The sequence below is a fragment of the Klenkia brasiliensis genome, from assembly GCF_900100695.1.
GTDB classification, from domain to species: Bacteria; Actinomycetota; Actinomycetes; order Mycobacteriales; family Geodermatophilaceae; genus Klenkia; species Klenkia brasiliensis.
On sequence record NZ_FNCF01000001.1, the window covers coordinates 681,139 to 699,199 of the forward strand.

Genomic DNA, 18,061 nt, shown 5'->3' on the forward strand with positions numbered 1-18,061 from the left:
CAGGTCAGACGTGCCAGGGGAAACGCGAGAAGTCGGCGGGCCGCTTCTCCAGGAAGGAGTCGCGGCCCTCGACGGCCTCCTCGGCCATGTAGGCCAGCCGGGTGGTCTCGCCGGCGAACAGCTGCTGGCCGACCAGGCCGTCGTCGACCAGGTTGAAGGAGTACTTCAGCATCCGCTGCGCGGTGGGGCTCTTGGTCACGATCGTGCGCGCCCACTCCAGCGCCCGGGTCTCCAGCTCCGCGTGCGGGACGACGGCGTTGACCATGCCCATCCGGTGCGCGTCGGCCGCGGAGTACTCGCTGCCCAGGAAGAAGATCTCGCGGGCGAACTTCTGCCCCACCTGGCGGGCCAGGTAGGCCGAGCCGTAGCCCCCGTCGAAGCTGCCCACGTCGGCGTCGGTCTGCTTGAACCGGGCGTGCTCCTCGCTGGCCAGCGTCAGGTCGGCCACCACGTGCAGGCTGTGCCCGCCGCCGGCCGCCCACCCGGGGACGACGCACACCACGACCTTGGGCATGAAGCGGATCAGCCGCTGCACCTCCAGGATGTGCAGCCGCCCGGCCACCCCGGCACCGGCCTCGTAGCCGTACCGGCCACGCACCCGCTGGTCACCGCCGGAGCAGAACGCCCAGCCGCCGTCCCGCGGGCTGGGGCCGTTGCCGGTGAGCAGCACGCAGCCCACCGAGGTGTCCAGCCGGGCGTGCTCGAGGACCTGCAGCAGCTGGTCGACCGTCTGCGGCCGGAAGGCGTTGCGCACCTCGGGCCGGTCGAACGCGACGCGCACGACGCCGGCGTCGACGGCCCGGTGGTAGGTGAGGTCGGTCAGGCCCTCGAAGCCGGGCACCTGCTCCCACGCCGCGGGGTCGAAGGTCTCCGAGACGCCGTCCAGTGCACTCACGGGCCGGACGCTACCCGCCGGTGATCGCGTCCTTGGCCCGGTGCCACAGGCCCTTCGCCGGTGCCCCCACCGCCTCGCGCAACCCGTCGGCGATGACCAGCGGGGCGCTCGGGTCGCCCTTCAGCTGGGACTTCGCGGTGTTCACCACCTGCTCCAGGGTCAGGTGCGGCGGGATGAGCGGCACGTTCGCGTCGACCACGGCGTCCACCACGAACGGTCGGTCGGCCGCCAGCGCCTCCTCCCACAGCCCGGCCACCTCGCCGGGCTCGCTGATCCGCCGTCCGCCCAGGCCGAGCAGGTGCGCCCAGTCCGCGTAGGGCACGTCGGGCAGGTCCTGGCTCTCCGCGAAGGGGACGTCGCCGACCATCGCCCGCATCTCCCAGGTCACGAACGACAGGTCGCGGTTGTTCAGCACCAGGACGACGAAGGTCGGGTCGGCCCAGGTGCGCCAGTACCGGCTGACCGTGATGAGCTCGTTGACGCCGTTCATCTGCATGGCGCCGTCGCCGACGAGGGCGAACACCGGCCGGTCGGGGTGGGCGTTCTTCGCGGCGATGGCGTAGGGCAGCGCCCCGCCCATCGACAGCAGCGTGCCGCTCAGGCTGGCCAGCATGCCGGGGCGCAGGTCGACGTCCCGGGCGAAGTGGCTGGTCGCCGTCCCGCAGTCGACGGCCAGCATCGCGTCGTCGGGCAACCGGTCCGACAGCTCCCGGACGACGAACTCCGGGTTCAGCTCGTGGGTCTTCGCGGCGACCCGGGCGGCGGACTGCTCCCGCCAGGCGTGCGTCCACTGCCCCACCTGCTCGCGCCAGCTGCCGTCGCGGTCGGTGCGCAGCAGGGGCAGCAGCGCGGCCAGCGTCTCCTGGGCGTCACCGACCAGGTTGACCTCGGTGTCGTAGCGCAGCCCGCAGTTGGCGCCGTCGATGTCGATCTGCACCGCCCGCGCCTGCCCGGGGGCGGGGTAGAAGTCCGAGTACGGCATGGTCGACCCGACGATCAGCAGGCCGTCGCACTCGCGCATGAGGTCCCAGCTGGCCCGGGTGCCCAGCAGGCCGATCGCGCCGGTCACCCAGGGCAGCCGGTCGTCCAGCACGGCCTTGCCCAGCAGCGCCTTGGCCACCCCGGCGTCGAGCCGGTCGGCCACCGCGGTCAGCTCGCTGGTCGCACCCAGGCAGCCGGCCCCGGCGAGGATCGCCACCTTCTCGCAGCCGTCGAGCAGGGCGGCCGCCTCGCGCAGCGCGGCCGCCGGCGGCACGGTCGCGGTCGTGCTGGGGACGGCGCTGGTGTGGGCGTAGCCGTGGGCGTCCGGCGGCTCCAGGACGGCGTCCTCGACGAGCACGTCGCTGGGCAGCACCACGGCGGTGACCGTGCGGTGGGCCAGCGCGATCCGGGCCGCGCGGTCGACGACGTGCCGCACCTGGCTGGGCTCGCTCACCTGGGCGACGTAGGCCCCGGCGACGTCCTTGACCAGGTTGAGCAGGTCGACCTCCTGGTAGTAGCCGCTGCCCTGGGCGTTGCGCGCGGTGTGCCCGAGCAGCGCCACCACCGGGACGTGGTCGAGCTTGGCGTCGTAGAGGCCGTTGAGCGCGTGCACCGCACCCGGGCCGCTGGTGACCACCGCGCAGCCGATCGGCGAGCCGCCGTACTTGACGTCGGCGCAGGCCGCGAAGGCCGCGGTCTCCTCGTGCCGGACCTGCACGAACTCCGCGTCGCCGGCGTCCACCGCCCTGCGGAGGGCGCTCATCACCCCGCCGATCCCGTCGCCGGGGTAGCCGTAGAAGCGCCGCACGCCCCACTCCCCCAGCCGTGCCACCACGTGCTCGCCGACCGTCGTCATGCCCGGGCCCTACCCCGCTCGCCGCCGCGCAGACGCGACCGGCGTGCCGGACCTGCGCGGAACCTGCACCCTGTGCCGGTGCGCGTCGGCTCCCTCAACCTGGCCTCGGGACGGGACGCGTCCGGCCGCTCGGTCGAGGCCGCGACGCTCACCTCCGTCGTCGCGGAGCTGGGCGTCGACGTCCTCGCGCTGCAGGAGGTCGACGTCGACCAGCCGCGCTCGCACGGGGTGCACCAGCCCGCGGTGGTCGCCGAGGCGCTGGGGGCGGCCGACTGGCGGTTCGCCCCCACCCTGGCCGGCACGCCGGACCCCTTCGCGTCCTGGTCCCGGCTGCACCCGGTGCTCGACCAGGGCGCGCTGACCGGCCCGCACTACGGGATCGCGCTGGTCTCGCGGCTGCCGGTGCGCCGCTGGCACGTGCTGCACCTGGACCCGGGTCCGCTCAAGCTGCCGCTGGTCGCGCCCGACCCGCGCACCGGCGCCCGGAAGCTGTGGTGGTTCCCCGACGAGCCGCGGGCCGCCGTCGCCGCCGAGCTCGACGGGCTCACCGTCGTCGGCACCCACCTGTCCTTCTCCGCGCCCAGCGCGGCCCGGCAGCTGCGCCGGGTGCACCGCTGGGTCGCCGACCTGCCCGGGCCGGTCGTCGTCGCCGGGGACCTCAACCTGGGCGGGTCGCTGTCGGCGCTGGTCACCGGCGGCCGGCGGCTGGTCGCCGAGCGCACCTGGCCGGCGCCGGACCCCAAGGTGCAGTTCGACCACGTGCTGTCCCTGCACGGCGCCCGGGGCAGCGACCCGGAGGTCCGTCAGCTGCCGTTCGGGGACCACCGGCTGGTCGCGGTCACCGTCGGTCGGTGACCGGTGCCCCCGGGTCGGTGACCGCCGGCCGCGGGTCGGTGGCCGGCAGCCGCCGGTCCAGCAGGCGGAACAGCGACAGCAGGACCAGCGCCAGGACGGCGACGAGCCCGGTGTTGCGCAGCGCGACCGCGTAGCCCAGCTCGCCGACGTCCAGGAACGGGTAGGGGTACCAGCCGCTGACCGCGCCGTGGACCAGGGTGTAGGCGATCCAGGCCAGCGGCCAGACCATCGCCCAGCCGACCGTCGCCCACGTGGCCCGCGGGCGCGGGCCGAGCACCAGCCAGCCGAGCAGGGCCAGCGGCGGGGCGACGTAGTGCAGGCCCGCGTTGGTGACCGCGCCCAGGCCCGTGGGGTGCTGCAGCGGCGCCAGCACGACCGCGTAGACCAGCCCGGTGACGGTGATGCCCAGCAGCGCGGTCAGCCGCAGCGGCCGCCACCACCGCCCGTCGTGCTGCGGGTCGCGCACCAGCGGCAGCACCGACAACAGCACGAGCACGTTGCTCTGGATCGTGAAGTAGCTCCAGAACCGGACGACCCGGGTGCCGGTGCCCGGGTCCTCGGTCGGCACCAGCAGGTTCGCCCCGCTCAGCGACCGGCCGAACTCGGTGAGCACCGAGAGGACGACGACGGCGGCGAGGACACCCCAGAGGACCCGGGCGGCACGGTTGGTCACACGGCGATCATGCCGGAACGGAACGCCCGCGTGTCGCCAGCGAACTGCCAGGTCGGGCCCCTACGGTCAGCCCGCCCGCCGGGTGCCCGGCAGGTCGTGGAGGGGGTTGACCATGGCGCAGCAGGCGGACGGCGTGCGGAGGACCTCCGACTGGCCCGAGGACGCCGCGGTGGAAGCCGCCGCCCAGTGGGCCTCGGCCGTGCACCGTGCACCCGGGTCCCTCGCGAAGGTGCGCACCGCGCTGGGCGACGCCGCGGCCCGGGCCGGCCTGGCCGCCACGCTGCGGGTGCTGCGCAGCCTGCCCGTCGTCGACCTGCCGCTGGGCCGGGGCGCGACCGGCACCGAGCTGCGCCGCTGGTTCGGCGGTGACGCCCGGGTCGCCGTCTGGGACCGCGGCCCGGTCGCGGTGCTGCAGCTGCCCGCCACCACGGCGGAGTACCTGTCCGGGCGGCCGCGCCAGGCGCTGCGCACCAACGTGACGCGGGCGAGGAAGGCCGGGCTGACCTGCACCCTGGTCACCACGGACGCCGAGCGCCGCGCCTCCGTCGACGTCGTGGCCCGGCTGCGCCACCAGGACCCGGCGGCGATGGTGCTGGAGCTCGGCCTGGACGGCGTGTGCACGCGGATCCTGGTGGCCCGCACGGCCGAGGGCGAGGCGGTGGGCCTGGCCGAGCTGGTGCTCGACGGGCAGGTCGGCGGTCTGGCCACCCTGGTGACCGCCCCGGGCAACCCGGCCGGCGCGGCGCTGCGCTCGCTGCTGCACCTGGCCGTGGTCGAGCACCTGCTCGCCGAGGACGTGCGGACCCTGGTGGTCTCCGGCTCGATGCTGCTCACCGCGGCCGGCACCCGCTACCACCAGCGGCGCACCGGCTTCGTGCCCGCGCGGGTGCGGCTGGTGGAGACCGCTCAGCCGATCAGCGCCCGCAGCGAGGGCAGGCTGGCGGCCAGCCCGGGGTGGAGCACCACGCCCGGGTCGGCCAGCGGCAGCCAGGCGACCTCGGTGCTCTCCCGGTTGAGCACCAGGCCCGAGGGGTCCAGGTCGCCGGTCGGGACCGCCAGCACGGTGGTGTAGCTCCAGCCGCCGTGGTCGTCGACCGACTGCGCCCCCAGGGCGAGCTGGCCCGGCAGCAGGCCGAGCTCCTCCCGCGCCTCGCGCAGCGCGCCGTCGGCGGGGGTCTCGCCGAGGTCCAGCGCGCCGCCCGGCGTGCCCCACGTGCCGCCGTGGTGGCTCCACTCCACCCGGTGCTGCAGCAGCGCCTCGGTGCCCCCCGGTCCGGGCCGGTGCACCAGCAGTCCCGCGGCGCCGACCAGCCCCCAGTGCCGGTGGCCCAGGGCGCAGGTGGTCCACCCGTCGGTCGGTGAGGTGTGCGGCACGCCCCCATCCTCCCCCGCCCGGGGTCCCGCGGGGGTGGGAGGCGATCGTGCACGGTGGGAGGTGGTCGAGACGGCCTCCCACCGTCGGCGACGAACTCCCACCCCGCTGGCCAGCCAGCCCTCCACAGCCGCGCCCGCTGTCCACAGATCGCCCGGACAGGCCCCGCTGGCGCGTCCGGTCGGCGACCGTGGCGGCATGTCCCTCGTCCTGCCCCTCGAGACCCGCGAGGTCGCCCGCCAGCGGCTCGGCCTGCTGACCCGCCGGGGGCTCCTCGACCGCGGCATGACCGATCGCGAGATCGCGGCCGCCGTCCGCCGGGGCGAACTGCGCCGGGTCCGTCCGGGCTCCTACGTCTCCGCGGCCGACTGGGCCGAGGTGGAGCGCACCCGGCGCATCCCGGGCCTGCACGCGCTGGCGGTGTCCGAGTCCGTCGGCGCCGGGACGATGCCCCTCGCCGCCGACACCGCCGCCTGGGTGTGGGCGCTGCCGCGGCCACCGCGCGCACGGGACGGCGGCGACCCGGTGCACCTGGTCAACCCGTCGGGGCCGGGCGCGCGTGGCCGGGACTGGGTCCTCCACCGGGCCGCGGTCCCACCGGAGGACGTCACCACGCGCGGCGCCTACCTGCTCACCTCCGCTTCCCGGACCGTCGTCGACCTGGCACGACGATGGCGTGAGGTCGACGCCGTCGCCGCCGTGGACGCTGCGCTGCTGCGAGGCCTGACCACCACCGAGGACCTCCTGGCCGTGCTCGACCAGCACGCGACCGTGGCCGGGACGCCCGCCGTCCGGCGAGTCCTGGAGCTGGCCGACGGGCGGGCGGAGAGCTGGTTGGAGACGTGCGGCCGTCTCGCGTTCGCGGCCGGCGGGCTCCCACCCTTCCTGCCCCAGGTCGAGATCCTGCTGGACGGCGAGCTGCTCAAGGTCGTCGATGGCTGGTACCCGGAGGCAGCGCTGGCGGTCGAGTTCGACGGGCGCGCCAAGTACCTCGCGGCCACCCCGACCGACGTGTGGGAGGAGAAGCGCGTCGAGGACCTGCTCCGGTCCTTCGGCATCCGGTTCATCCGGGTCACCTACGAGATGCTCACCCGTGGGTGGTCGGCGCTGCGGGACCGCGTGCTGCGGGAGCTCGGCCGACCGGGTCCCTCCGCACGGGCGTTCGGCGAACGGCCGCGACGGGCCGGGAAGGTCCGGGGTGGGGTGGGTGCCGACGACGGGTGGCTGTGGCGGGCCTCCGACGCCGTCGGTGGTCCGGGCGGGCCCACGGGTCTCGTCGGCCCGGGGGGTGGGGGGTGATCGCCCACGGTGGGAGGCCGGTGCACCGACCTCCCACCGTCAGGGATGACCTCCCACCCCGCCTCGAGCCGCGGCCGCGGGCGGAGCTAGCGGCGCAGGGGGCGGCGGCGGGAGGTGATGACGCCGGTGTCGAAGCCGGCCAGGTGCAGGCCGCCGTGGAAGCGGGCGTGCTCGATCTTCAGGCAGCGGTCCATGACGACGTCCAGGCCCGCCGCCTCGCCCTTCACGGCCAGCGCGTCGTCGGACAGCCCCAGCTGCAGCCAGAAGGTGCGCGCCCCGACCGCGATGGTCTCGTCCAGCACCCCGGGCAGGTCGGCCGGCCGGCGGAAGACGTCGACCAGGTCGGGGACGCCGGGGCACTCCGCCAGCGAGGGGTACACCGGCCGGCCCAGGATCTCCGAGACCCGCGGGTTGACGAACCAGACCTCGAAGTCGGTGCTGGCCAGCAGGTAGGTGGCGACGAAGTAGGAGGCCCGGGACGGGTTGTCCGAGGCGCCCACCACCGCGACGGTGCGGGTGCGGTCGAGGATCTCCTGCCGCTGGCCCGCGGTGGGTCCGGGGCGGGTCACTTGGTCGCCGCCGTCAGCGCCTGGTCGAGGTCCCAGAGGATGTCCTCGACGTCCTCCAGGCCGACCGAGATGCGCACCAGGTCCGCCGACACCCCGCCGGTCTCCAGCTGCTCGGCCGACAGCTGCCCGTGGGTGGTCGACCCGGGGTGGATGACCAGGGTGCGGGCGTCGCCGATGTTGGCCAGGTGGCTGCACAGCTGCACGGCCTCGATGAACCGGCGCCCGCCCTCGCGGCCGCCGACCACGCCGAAGCTGAACACCGCACCCGGGCCCTCGGGCAGGTACCGCTCGGCCAGGGCGTGGGAGGGGTGCGAGGGCAGGCCGGAGTACCGCACCCAGGCCACCCGGTCGTCGGCCTCCAGCCACTCGGCGACCCGCCGGGCGTTGGCCACGTGCTCGCGCATCCGCTGCGGCAGCGTCTCCACCCCCTGCAGCAGCAGGAAGGCGCTGTGCGGGGACAGCGACGCCCCGATGTCGCGCAGCTGCTCGCTGCGCAGCTTGGTCAGGAAGCCGTACTCGGCGAAGTTGCCCCACCAGGACAGCCCGCCGTAGGAGGCCGTCGGCTCGGTCATCTGCGGGAACCGGCCGTTGGCCCACGGGAAGGTCCCGGCGTCGACCACCACGCCGCCGATCGTCGTCCCGTGGCCGCCGATGAACTTGGTGGCCGAGTGGATGACGATGTCCGCGCCGTGCTCGATGGGCCGGCACAGGTAGGGCGTGGCGGTGGTCGCGTCGACCACCAGCGGGATGCCCGCGGCGTGCGCCACGTCGGCCAGGCCGCGGATGTCGCTGACCTCGCTGCCGGGGTTGGCCACCACCTCGGCGAACAGCAGCTTGGTGCGGTCGGTGATCGCCGCGGCGTAGTCGGCCGGGTCGGTCCCCCGCACGAAGGTGGTGGACACCCCGAAGCGGCGCAGGGTGACGTCGAGCTGGGTGATGGTGCCGCCGTACAGGTTCGCCGACGCGACGATCTCGTCACCCGCCCCGGCCAGCGAGGCGAAGGTCAGGAACTCCGCCGACTGGCCCGACGACGTCGCGACCGCGCCCAGCCCGCCCTCCAGCGACGCCATCCGCTCCTCGAAGGCGGCCACGGTCGGGTTGCCGATCCGGGTGTAGACGTTACCGTACTTCTGCAGCGCGAACAGGGCCGCGGCGTCGTCCGCGCTCTCGAAGACGTAGCTCGTGGTCTGGAAGATCGGCACCGCGCGGGCACCGGTCACCGGGTCGGGCTGCCCGCCGGCGTGCAGCGCACGCGTGCGGAAACCCCAGTTGCGGTCGGCCATGCACCCAGTGAACCCGACGGTTGCGACCCCCACCCGGCGGGGCAGGTGCACCGGACGCGACGAGAGGAGCAGGTCATGGCCAGCGGAGTGGCGAGCGTGTGGGTGCCGGTCGACGACATGGAGCGCGCCCGCGCCTTCTACCGGGACACCCTCGGGCTCAGCGAGGGCAAGGTCACCGACGAGTGGAGCGAGTTCGACGCGGGCGGGCTGATGATCGGCCTCAACGCCCGCGAGGGGACGGCGCGGCACGCCGACGGCGGCGCCGTCATCACCTTCCAGCCCGACGGCGGCATCGACGGGGAGGTCGAGCGGCTGCGCGGCGCCGGGGTGGAGTTCACCGGCGGGATCAGCGACCACCCGTGGGGCCGGATCGCCCCATTCAAGGACTCCGAGGGCAACGACCTGCAGTTCTACGCACCGCCCGCCTGACCTGGTCCGCCGGGGCCCGCCCGGGCCCCGGCAGACTCGGCGGCGTGACCACCACCGTGCAGCTGCGCCGCTACGCCGTCGAACCGGGCCGGATGGCCGACTTCGTGGCCTGGTTCCCCGCGATCGTGCCCGTCCGGGAGCAGTACGGGTTCCGGGTGCTCGAGGCCTGGGTCGACGAGGCCAACGACGCCTTCGTCTGGTCGGTCGCCCTGGACGGCGACGAGGACCGCTTCCGCGAGGTCGAGGCGGTCTACAACGCCTCCCCGGAGCGGGCCGCCGCGTTCGAGACCTTCCCCCGGGTCATCACCAGCCAGCTCAACGCGTTCGTGCGCCCGGCGCGCTGACCTCCCGCTCGCCGTCCGGGGCCTCGCCCAGGACGTCGCGGCGGAACCGCCAGAGCAGACCGAGGGCGACGAGCTCGGTCACCGCGGCCCCCGACGCCACCCACTGGTCGGTGTAGAACAGCAGCACGTCGACCAGGGTGAGCGCCACGAGCAGGGCACCCTGGCCGAGCTCGACGCCGCGGCGGTCCCGGCCGCGCACCAGCTGCGCCGCCGCGACCAGCAGCACCACCCCGACCCCCACGTCGAGCACCACCCGGGCCAGCAGCAGCGCCGTCCCCAGGCCGTCCTCGATGCCCACCCGGGCGTAGTCGTTCGCGGCGTCGGCCAGGCCGGTCGTGCTGCCGTCGAGCAGGTCCAGTCCGATGAGGACCACGACGGCGAGGTCGGCGACCGCGGCGGCGCCGAGCAGGGCGAGCGCCCCCGCGGTGACCCGGCGCAGCCGGGTGCCGGACAGGTGCCGGGTGGTCCAGCGGTCGGCCCGGGTGACCAGCCGCCGCACCCGGCCCGGCTCGGTCACCCCGCCGTCCAGGGCGCCGCTGCGGGTGAGCTCGAGCAGGTCGCCGGCCAGCCGGGCGATGCGTTCGTGGTCCGAGCGGGCGGCCGCGGCCAGCCGGCGGTCCAGCTCGTGCCGGTCGGCCCGCGACAGGTCGCGGTCCACCACGTCGCCGAGCAGCTCCAGCGCCGCGTGCATCTCCGAGGCCGGCGAGGGGTCCCGGCGCCCACGCACCCGCAGGTACAGCCACAGCGCGAGCACGAAGACGGCGTAGGCGACCGGCGCGGCGGCGGGGAAGAAGTAGTCGTTGTCGACGGTGATGAACTTGCCGACCTCGTCGACGAACAGCCCGGCGCCGATGCCGGTGGCCCACGCCGCGACGAGCAGCGCCGAGCGGTGGGCCAGCGCGAGCGGGAGCAGGCCACCGACGAACAGCAGCAGCCCGCCCCACACCGCGTGCGCGATGTGCAGGGTGTCCCCGCCGACGGTCGGGTAGCCGGTCAGCTCCAGGTAGAGCCGGGTGAGCACCACCGAGCCGCCGAAGCCCAGCAGCACCACGAACAGGTAGCGGTCGGCGTCCAGCCGCCGCACCAGGTGGTCCAGGCGGCGGCGCAGTGCGGAGATCACACCGGCACCTGCCCGGCGGGTTCCCGGATCAACCCCGGACGGTGCAAGGTATCGACACCCACCCGTCCGGGTGGTGGCCGACGGCCCGGGCTCAACGCCCGGCCCCCTCCCGACGATGGTGACGACGTGGACCCCGGGCCCCTGCGACCAGCGAACGGGTCGTCCCGTGCCGCCGTGCAGGCAGCCGTGGACGAGCTCGAGGCCCTGTCGCGCTTCGACACCGACCTGGACGGCGTCGCGGCCTCCGCCGAGGGCGCCGCGATCGCCGCCCGCACGCTGGACCTGACCGAGCTCGCGCTGCGCGCCGACCTGGTCGCTGCCGACGTGCGCCGCCGCCGCGGCCACCTGGCCGACGCGGGGTCGACCGCCCAGGCCGTGCAGCGCTGGGCCACCGAGCACCAGGCCCGGTTCCTGCTCGCCCGCTCCCACCACCTGCTCGCCGCCGTCTTCCAGGAGCTGGGCGACCTGTCCCAGGCGCTGGAGCACGCCGTGCACTCGGTCGACCTGCTCGACGCCGACGTGCCGGTCGAGCTGCGGATCGACCACCGCAAGCGGCTGGCCGACTGCCTGGGCCTGCAGGGCGACGCCGGCGCGCAGGACCGCTACGCCGAGGTCCTCGTCCTCGCCGAGCAGCTCGGCGACGTCGGCCGGCTCTCCCAGATCCTCAACAACAGCGCCTACACCGCCTCGCTGGCCGGGCTGCACGAGACCGCGCAGGCCGCCGTCGCCCGGCTGCAGGCCCTCAGCGCCGAGCACGGCCTGACCACCGACCTGGCCACCACCGACACCGTCGGCCGGGTGCTCATGGGGCTGGGCCGGCTCGACGACGCCGAGGAGGCACTGCGCCCCGGCCTGGACCCGGCCGTGCTCGACGGCTCGCGGGACGGCGACGCCGGCGCGGACTTCCTGCTCACCCACGCCGAGGTGCAGCGCGCCCGCGGCCGGCTGGACGAGGCCCGCGCCTCGCTGCAGGAGTGCATCCGCCGCTGCGAGGAGCACGGGCTGACCTCCATCCGCATCCGCGCCCGCCGCGAGGAAGCCGCGCTGCACGCCGACGCCGGCGACTTCGAGGCCGCCTACGCCGAGCACGTGCGCTACGCCGACGCGGCGCTGGCCCTGCAGTCCGAGCAGCGCGACGCGCGCGCCCGCACGCTGCAGGCCATGTACGAGGCCACCGAGGCCCGCCAGCAGAGCCGCCGCTACCGGGAGCTGTCCCTGCGCGACGCGCTCACCGGGCTGTACAACCGCCGGCACCTGGACGAGCAGCTCCCCGGGCTGCTGGCCGCGGCCGCCGGCCGGCGCCCGGTGTCGGTCGGGCTGGTCGACCTCGACCACTTCAAGCGGATCAACGACACCTGCTCCCACGAGGTCGGCGACGAGGTGCTGCGCCAGGTCGCCCGGGTGCTGGAGGCGGTGGCCTCCACCGTCGGCGAGGAGGCCTTCGCGGCCCGCATGGGCGGCGAGGAGTTCCTGCTGGTCATGCCCGGCACCGACATCGACCGCGCGACCGCGGTGCTGGAGCAGCTGCGGCACGGCATCGCGCACAAGCAGTGGGACCACCTGGTCGGCGCGCTGCCGGTCACGGTCAGCATCGGCGCCGCGGTCAGCCCCGACCCGCTGCCGCTGGACACCCCCGAGCTGCTCGGCCGCGCCGACGCCCGCCTCTACGTCGCCAAGCGCACCGGCCGCGACCGGGTGATCGGGCCGCGCGACGCGCTCACTCCCCGAGCGACCGGCTGATCCCCCGCGCGGCGGCCATCACGCCGTTGGCGTAGGGCCGGACGACGGCCGCCGAGTCCCCGCGCACCACGATCGACAGGGCCGCCACCACCGCGCCCCCCTGCCGCACGGGCGCGGCCACCGACACCGCGTCGTCGGTGACCTGCCGGTCGCTGACCGCGTGCCCCGTCCGGCGCACCTCGGCCAGCACCCGGCGCAGCCGCACCGGGTCGGTGACGGTGTGCGGGGTGTACCGCTCCAGCGGGCCGGCCAGCACGGCGTCCTGCACCTGCGCGGGGGCGTGCGCGAGCAGGACCAGGCCCACCCCGGTCGGGGGGAGGGCGAACCGGCCGCCGACCTGGGTGAGCACGGTGACCGCGCCGCGGGCGGCGAACCGCTCCACGAACAGCACCTCGTGCCCCTCGCGCACGGCCAGCTGCACGTTCTCGTGGGTGACCTCGTACAGGTCCTCCATGAACGGCAGCGCCGCCTCCCGCAGGCCCGGCCCGCGCGGGGCCAGCGCGCCCAGCTCCCAGATCCGCAGGCCGACGCGGTAGCCGCCGTCCCCGTCGCGCTCCAGCCCGCCCCACGACGCGAGCTCGGCGACCAGCCGGTGCGCGGTGGACAGCGGGACGCCGGCCGCGCGGGCGATCTCGGACAGGGTCAGCCGCGGCCGCTCCCGGGTGAACGCGTTGAGGACGGCGAGCAGCTTGCCGTTCGCCGTCCGCATGCCTACAACTCCAGCACGAGCCTCGGGCAGGCCGCGCGGGAGACGCAGACGAACATGACGTCGTTGGCGGCCTGCTCGGCGGGGGTGAGCAGCGAGTCGCGGTGGTCGACCTCGCCCTCGAGCACCCCGGTCTCGCAGGTGCCGCAGGTGCCCTCCTCGCAGGAGCTGAGCATCTCCACGCCGTGGTCGCGCAGCACCGCCATGATGCTGCGGTCCGGCGGCACGGTCAGGGTCGTGCCCGACAGCGACAGCTCGACCTCGAACGAGTCGCTGCGCACCGGGTCGCCGACGTCCTTGGGCGTGAACCGCTCCAGGTGCAGCACCTCGGGCGCGACCCGCTCCTCGACCGCGGCCAGCAGCGGCTCGGGGCCGCAGCAGTAGACCAGCGTGCCGGGGGCCAGGTCGCCGAGCACCGCGTCGAGGTCGATGAGGCCGACCTCGTCCTGCGGGTGCAGGGTGTGGCCCTCCAGCTCCTCCAGGAACGCCATCGACCGGCGGCTGCGCCCGCCGTAGTGCACCTCGGCGACCCCGCCGGCCGCCCGCACCGCGGCCACCATCGGCAGGATCGGGGTGATGCCGATGCCGCCGGCGACGAACACGTACCGCGGCGCCCCGACCAGCTCGAAGTGGTTGCGGGGGCCCCGCACCCGCACCTCGTCGCCCTCGTGCAGCCGGTCGTGCACGTGCGCCGACCCGCCGCGGCCGGCCGGCTCGCGCAGTACGCCGATGCGGTACCGCGACCGGTCGCCCGGGTCCCCGCACAGCGAGTACTGCCGGACCAGGTCGTCGGTGAGCACCAGGTCGACGTGCGCGCCCGGGGTCCACGCGGGCAGGTCGGCGCCGGCGGGGTCGGTCAGCTCCAGGACGACGACGCCCTCGGCCCCGTCGGTGCGGGAGGCGACGACGAGCTGCAGGTCCTGCTCGCTCACCGCAGCGGGGTCCGCGGACCGGCCGCCTGCTCGGGGCGCAGCACCCGGTGCGGCGGGGGCACGTGGTCGACCGGGGCACCGGAGTCGGGCTCGGCCACCCGGGCGGGGTGGTCGGGGTGGGCCAGCAGCCACTCCCACATGCCGATCGGGTCGCCCCCCTCGGCGCGGGCGCCGCACGAGCACTCCCCCAGCAGCCGGTCGCTGCCGGGCAGCCACGCCACCCGGGTGACGCGGTCGCCGTCCAGCACCCGGGTCGGGACGACGGTCTCCCGCACCGGGGGGCTCACTGGGACGCCAGGGTCGCCGGGGAGTCGGGGACCTGCTCGGCGCCCGCGGCGGCCTGCGCGGCGATGATCCGGCGGGCGGCGAGGCCGCCGGTGTCGATGTTGATCGACAGCTCCTGGTAGCCGTCGGGCTCGCCGGCCAGCACCCGCTCCAGCGCGTCGAGGGCGACGACGTCCTGCAGCACGACGGTGCGGTTGCTCTCCCGCAGGAAGTCGCTGACGCCCTCGTCCTCCAGCGCGAAGTCCCGGGCCACGGCCCAGAAGTCGTGCGTGGAGTGCTCGGTCTCCGGGGTGATGGCGTAGACGACCTCGACGTGGAAGCCGCCGGGGTCGCTGCCGTCCTCGTCCGGCAGCACGCCCACCGGGGCCACCCGGCTGTGCAGCAGGTACAGGCACGGCGGGTGGAACTCGATGTCCTGCCAGCGCACGATGCGGCCGTCGATGCCGGTGGACTTCGCGTAGAAGGGCGGGCAGTCGGCGTCGTCCATGTGCCGGGAGACGTAGACGACCTGCGCGGCCTCGTCGACCTCGGTGGTGATGGGGGTGTTCGCGACCTCGGGGGTCCCGATGTAGCCGCCGTGCAGGTAGGTCTCGTGGCTCAGGTCCATGAGGTTGTCCACCAGCAGGCTCGCCCGGGCGGCCAGCGGCTCCATGCCGCTCACCGTCGTGTAGCCCTCGGCGTCCAGCCACGGCGCGCGCGGGATGGTCACCGAGTCGCTGCGGTCGTCGTCGCCGATGAACACCCAGACGAAGCTGTCCTGCTCGACCACCGGGTAGCTCTTCAGCCGCGCGGTGCGGGGCACCCGGGTCTGGCCGGGGACGGCGACGCACTTCCCGTCCGCGTCGTAGGTGAAGCCGTGGTAGCCGCAGACCACGGTGTCGCCGACCAGGTGGGAGGGCTTCTCCGAGAGCGGGAACCGGCGGTGCACGCAGCGGTCGCTCATCGCGGTGACGGTGCCGTCCTCGCGCCGCCAGAACAGGATCGACTCCCCGCAGATGGTCCGGCCGAAGACGTCCCGGCCGATCTCGCGCCCGTAGGCGGCGACGTACCACTGGTTGCGGACGATCGAGGTCATGCGGTCCCTCCCGGGGCGTCGGCGGTGACGTGGACCATGGTGAGCCGGGTCACCAGGTGGTGGAACACCGCTTCCACGATGCGGAAGGTCAGCGGCGCGTCGCCGCGGGGTGGGTCAACCCGGCGCGCCGCCCGTTGCGTCGTGCCGTGACCTGGGCGGAGGGACGCCGGGCCGGGTGGACCCGCAGCACGACCGGTCATCCACAGCCGAAGCGGCCGTCCACAGATCTCCCGGCGCCGGCCCGCTTCTCCGTCGTCCGGGCCACCCTCCCCCGCATGAGCACGCTCATTCCCACCGCCGTCGACGGCGGAGCCCGGTCGCGCCTGGGCGTCATCACCACGGCGGACCTGCACGCCACCGGGGTGACCGCGAAGGAGGTGCGCACCGCCGTCCGATCCCGCGCGTGGGTCCGGCTGCGCACCGGGGTCTTCGTCTCGGTCATCGACCTCGCCGAGGTGGAGAGCACCGACCGCCGCCACGGGCTCGACGCGCTCGCCGTCCTCGCCTCCCTCGACCGACCCACCGCGGTGCTGGCCGGCGAGTCGGCCGCGTGGGTGTGGGGTCTACCCCAGCCGGTCGGGGCGACCGCGACGGTGCAGCTGGTCGACCCCCACCGCTACCGCTCCGGTCGCGGCTGGCGGATGACCCGGGCGGCGCTCCCGCCGGGGGACGTCGTCCGGCGTGGCGCCTACCCGCTCACCTCCCCCGCCCGCACCGTGGTGGACCTGGCCCGCACGCGCCAGGAGGTCGACGGGGTCGCGGCCATCGACGCCGCCCTGCTCCGCGGGCTGGTCACGCCGGCCGAGCTGGCCGCGGTGCTGGCCGCGCAGGTGAACGTGCCGGGGATCCCGCGGGCGGTGCGGGCGGTCGCCCTCGCCGACGGCCGGGCGGAGTCGTGGCTGGAGACCAGGACCCGGCTGGAATGGGATGCCGCCGGTCTCCGGCCGTTCGTCCCCCAGGTCGAGCTGTGGCAGGACGGCGAGTACGTCGTCGTCGACGGGTGGGACGACCAGGCCGCGCTCGCCGTGATGGCCGACGGGCGGCTGAAGTACAGGGACGGCGCCTTCGGCCGCACCGCCGAGCAGGAGGTGTGGCGGGAGAAGCGGGCCGAGGACCGGCTGCGGGCGGCCGGCGTCCGGTTCGTCCGGCTGGCCCTGCCCGACTTCGCTCCGCGCCCGTGGCGGGACCACACCACGCGGATCCGGGCGGTGCAGGCAGTGCCCGGTCCGGCCGTGCGCACCTTCCGAGCGGTGCCGCGCTCGAGCGGGCGGGTCCGGGTCCCGGTCACGGTGGACGACGGCTGGCTGTTCCGTGCCGACGACCGGGTGGGCGGCTCACCCCGGGCCGGCTCGACCCACCGCGGCGCCCGTTGACCCACGTCACGGCACGGACCAGCGGGCGCCCGGACGGGTTGACCCACGCTGCGGCACGGGCCGAGGTGCGGCGCCTCAGCAGGTCAGGCGCAGCGGCAGGGACTCCCACGAGCGCAGGGTGTTGTTCAGGTGCCGCACCGGCTCCCCGGCGAGCTCCAGCGACGTGACCCGGGCCAGCAGCGCGGTGAGCAGGGACTCCGCCTCCAGCCGGGCGACGTGCTGGCCCACGCACTGGTGGATGCCCATGCCGAACCCGACGTGGCCCGACGGGTCGCGGGTGAGGTCGAAGGCGTCCGGGTCGGCCCACCGCCTCGGGTCGCGGTTGGCCGCGGCGAAGAAGACCAGCACCTTCTCCCCCGCCGGCACGACGGCGTCGCCCACGGGCACGTCCCGCACGGTGGTCCGGAAGAACGCCTGGACCGGGGACTCCCAGCGCACCGCCTCGTCGAAGGCGACCCGCACCAGCTCGGGCCGCTCGCGCAGCAGCTGCCAGGCGCCGGGGGTGACCGCGAGGGCGTGCAGCACCGCGCCGATGCCGTGCACGGTGGTGTCCACCCCGGCGGTGAGCAGCGAGCGCACCACCAGCGGGGCCTGGGCGGGGGTGAGCTCGCCGCGGTCGGCGGCGGCCCAGATGTCGGCGCCGAAGCCCACGGGCGCCAGGTTCTCCCGCTCACACTGCTGCGCGACCCAGCCGGCGTGCTCGGGCATCGCGGCGTTGCCGGCCAGCACCAGCGGGTTGTCGGTGGGCCCGAAGGCGTTGAACGCGTGGTCGCCGTAGGGCAGCAGGTGCTCCCGGCCCTCGCGCGCCAGGCCCACGGCGTCGGGGAACACCCGCAGCGGGAAGGCCGCGGCCAGCGCGGGGACGGCGTCCAGCTCGACCGTGCCCTGCCCGAGGACGTCGGAGACCAGCGCCTGCGCGTCGGCCAGCCAGTCGCCCCGCAGCGTGCGCAGCGCCCGGGGGCCCAGCACCTTCGCCAGCACGGCGCGCGGGGCGTCGTGGTGCGGCGGGTCGGCCTCCAGCAGCAGCGACGGCGGCCGCCAGGGCGTCTCCGTGCGGAAGTTGGTCAGCCCCACCCCGGCCGAGGACTCGAAGGACTGCCAGTCGCTGAGCGCGGCGTGCACCTCGGCGTAGCGGGCGATGGCCCAGGTGCCGTACCGCGGCAGCCGCACCAGCGGGCCCGCGTCGCGCAGCGCGGCCTGGGCGGGCAGCGGGTCGCGCAGCACCTCGGGGTCGAACGGGTCGAGGTCCAGGGTGGGCAGCACGGCGGTCACGG

The 18,061-nt window shown here is 75.4% G+C and carries 17 protein-coding genes and 1 pseudogene; 6 read left to right on the plus strand and 12 right to left on the minus strand.

Translation table 11 applies throughout. The features are described from left to right. Positions 1-4: 4 nt before the first annotated feature. Positions 5-895 carry a 1,4-dihydroxy-2-naphthoyl-CoA synthase gene (locus BLT39_RS03360; protein WP_091058493.1) on the minus strand — a complete coding sequence of 297 codons (891 nt, stop codon included), beginning with the start codon at positions 893-895 and terminating at the stop codon, positions 5-7. 10 nt (positions 896-905) lie between these two features. Beyond that, positions 906-2,732 (minus strand): thiamine pyrophosphate-requiring protein, encoded by a 1,827-nt coding sequence (locus BLT39_RS03365; RefSeq protein ID WP_091058497.1) that lies wholly within the window; start codon positions 2,730-2,732, stop codon positions 906-908. A 78-nt stretch (positions 2,733-2,810) separates the two neighbouring features. Here BLT39_RS03365 and BLT39_RS03370 point away from each other — a divergent pair, with 78 nt between their 5' ends. Continuing rightward, complete coding sequence (locus BLT39_RS03370) at positions 2,811-3,587, plus strand: endonuclease/exonuclease/phosphatase family protein (RefSeq protein ID WP_242658122.1); 777 nt, start codon at positions 2,811-2,813, stop codon at positions 3,585-3,587. Here BLT39_RS03370 and BLT39_RS03375 read toward each other — a convergent pair. Together BLT39_RS03375 and BLT39_RS03380 are read right to left on the minus strand one after the other, a co-directional pair. Further along, positions 3,571-4,260 carry a Pr6Pr family membrane protein gene (locus BLT39_RS03375; protein ID WP_091058502.1) on the minus strand — a complete coding sequence of 230 codons (690 nt, stop codon included), beginning with the start codon at positions 4,258-4,260 and terminating at the stop codon, positions 3,571-3,573. The two genes, BLT39_RS03370 and BLT39_RS03375, sit on opposite strands and share 17 nt — an antisense overlap. Positions 4,261-5,166: 906 nt before the next feature. Next, positions 5,167-5,634 carry an NUDIX domain-containing protein gene (locus BLT39_RS03380; RefSeq protein ID WP_207507542.1) on the minus strand — a complete coding sequence of 156 codons (468 nt, stop codon included), beginning with the start codon at positions 5,632-5,634 and terminating at the stop codon, positions 5,167-5,169. Between the two features lie 196 nt (positions 5,635-5,830). Here BLT39_RS03380 and BLT39_RS03385 point away from each other — a divergent pair, with 196 nt between their 5' ends. Next, a complete protein-coding gene (locus tag BLT39_RS03385) occupies positions 5,831-6,931 on the plus strand; it encodes a type IV toxin-antitoxin system AbiEi family antitoxin domain-containing protein (protein ID WP_091058510.1) in 1,101 nt (366 codons plus the stop codon). Positions 6,932-7,017: 86 nt separating this feature from the next. Here the strand turns inward: BLT39_RS03385 and BLT39_RS03390 are convergent, their stop codons facing one another. Both BLT39_RS03390 and BLT39_RS03395 read right to left on the minus strand, forming a co-directional pair. After that, the gene (locus BLT39_RS03390; RefSeq protein ID WP_091058514.1) at positions 7,018-7,500 is read right to left on the minus strand and encodes a CoA-binding protein; all 483 of its coding nucleotides are present in this window, start codon (positions 7,498-7,500) and stop codon (positions 7,018-7,020) included. Further along, the gene (locus BLT39_RS03395; RefSeq protein WP_091058516.1) at positions 7,497-8,783 is read right to left on the minus strand and encodes an O-acetylhomoserine aminocarboxypropyltransferase/cysteine synthase family protein; all 1,287 of its coding nucleotides are present in this window, start codon (positions 8,781-8,783) and stop codon (positions 7,497-7,499) included. The genes BLT39_RS03390 and BLT39_RS03395 overlap by 4 nt, the downstream gene beginning before the upstream one ends. 75 nt (positions 8,784-8,858) lie before the next feature. Here BLT39_RS03395 and BLT39_RS03400 point away from each other — a divergent pair, with 75 nt between their 5' ends. Both BLT39_RS03400 and BLT39_RS03405 read left to right on the plus strand, forming a co-directional pair. Further along, positions 8,859-9,212, plus strand: coding sequence for a VOC family protein (locus tag BLT39_RS03400; RefSeq protein ID WP_165640122.1), 354 nt, complete (start codon positions 8,859-8,861; stop codon positions 9,210-9,212). A gap of 44 nt (positions 9,213-9,256) precedes the next feature. Further along, complete coding sequence (locus tag BLT39_RS03405) at positions 9,257-9,556, plus strand: NIPSNAP family protein (protein ID WP_091058519.1); 300 nt, start codon at positions 9,257-9,259, stop codon at positions 9,554-9,556. On the opposite strand, the gene BLT39_RS03410 is transcribed toward BLT39_RS03405, so the two are convergent. Beyond that, a complete protein-coding gene (locus BLT39_RS03410; protein ID WP_091058522.1) occupies positions 9,528-10,676 on the minus strand; it encodes a hypothetical protein in 1,149 nt (382 codons plus the stop codon). The two genes, BLT39_RS03405 and BLT39_RS03410, sit on opposite strands and share 29 nt — an antisense overlap. A gap of 174 nt (positions 10,677-10,850) precedes the next feature. Here BLT39_RS03410 and BLT39_RS03415 point away from each other — a divergent pair, with 174 nt between their 5' ends. After that, positions 10,851-12,416: a GGDEF domain-containing protein gene (locus tag BLT39_RS03415; RefSeq protein ID WP_242658123.1), complete on the plus strand. Its 1,566-nt coding sequence runs from the start codon at positions 10,851-10,853 to the stop codon at positions 12,414-12,416. On the opposite strand, the gene BLT39_RS03420 is transcribed toward BLT39_RS03415, so the two are convergent. From BLT39_RS03420 to BLT39_RS03435, 4 genes and pseudogenes are all read right to left on the minus strand, one after another. Beyond that, positions 12,394-13,125, minus strand: a complete 732-nt coding sequence (locus tag BLT39_RS03420) for an IclR family transcriptional regulator (protein WP_091058529.1) — start codon at positions 13,123-13,125, stop codon at positions 12,394-12,396. The two genes, BLT39_RS03415 and BLT39_RS03420, sit on opposite strands and share 23 nt — an antisense overlap. Positions 13,126-13,127: 2 nt before the next feature. Next, a pseudogene (locus BLT39_RS03425) lies at positions 13,128-14,057 on the minus strand (PDR/VanB family oxidoreductase); the annotation flags it as partial. Next, positions 14,051-14,341: a hypothetical protein gene (locus BLT39_RS03430; RefSeq protein WP_091058535.1), complete on the minus strand. Its 291-nt coding sequence runs from the start codon at positions 14,339-14,341 to the stop codon at positions 14,051-14,053. The pseudogene BLT39_RS03425 and the gene BLT39_RS03430, both read right to left, overlap by 7 nt. After that, complete coding sequence (locus tag BLT39_RS03435; protein ID WP_091058540.1) at positions 14,338-15,414, minus strand: aromatic ring-hydroxylating oxygenase subunit alpha; 1,077 nt, start codon at positions 15,412-15,414, stop codon at positions 14,338-14,340. Before BLT39_RS03435 ends, BLT39_RS03430 begins: the two co-directional genes overlap by 4 nt. A 275-nt stretch (positions 15,415-15,689) precedes the next feature. On the opposite strand from BLT39_RS03435, the gene BLT39_RS03440 reads away from it, so the two are divergent. Continuing rightward, on the plus strand, positions 15,690-16,787 hold the full coding sequence (locus tag BLT39_RS03440; RefSeq protein ID WP_091058543.1) for a type IV toxin-antitoxin system AbiEi family antitoxin domain-containing protein: 1,098 nt from the start codon (positions 15,690-15,692) through the stop codon (positions 16,785-16,787). A 75-nt stretch (positions 16,788-16,862) separates the two neighbouring features. Here the strand turns inward: BLT39_RS03440 and BLT39_RS03445 are convergent, their stop codons facing one another. Further along, positions 16,863-18,059, minus strand: coding sequence for a cytochrome P450 (locus BLT39_RS03445; protein WP_207507544.1), 1,197 nt, complete (start codon positions 18,057-18,059; stop codon positions 16,863-16,865). Positions 18,060-18,061 lie beyond the last annotated feature (2 nt).

What these genes read in the sequence shown, in the direction of transcription:
- BLT39_RS03365 (WP_091058497.1), bottom strand. Translation starts at nt 2,732, where the DNA reads ATGACGACGGTCGGCGAGCACGTGGTGGCACGGCTGGGGGAGTGGGGC.
- BLT39_RS03385 (WP_091058510.1), top strand. Translation starts at nt 5,831, where the DNA reads ATGTCCCTCGTCCTGCCCCTCGAGACCCGCGAGGTCGCCCGCCAGCGG.
- BLT39_RS03395 (WP_091058516.1), bottom strand. Translation starts at nt 8,783, where the DNA reads ATGGCCGACCGCAACTGGGGTTTCCGCACGCGTGCGCTGCACGCCGGC.
- BLT39_RS03400 (WP_165640122.1), top strand. Translation starts at nt 8,859, where the DNA reads ATGGCCAGCGGAGTGGCGAGCGTGTGGGTGCCGGTCGACGACATGGAG.
- BLT39_RS03420 (WP_091058529.1), bottom strand. Translation starts at nt 13,125, where the DNA reads ATGCGGACGGCGAACGGCAAGCTGCTCGCCGTCCTCAACGCGTTCACC.
- BLT39_RS03435 (WP_091058540.1), bottom strand. Translation starts at nt 15,414, where the DNA reads ATGACCTCGATCGTCCGCAACCAGTGGTACGTCGCCGCCTACGGGCGC.
- BLT39_RS03440 (WP_091058543.1), top strand. Translation starts at nt 15,690, where the DNA reads ATGAGCACGCTCATTCCCACCGCCGTCGACGGCGGAGCCCGGTCGCGC.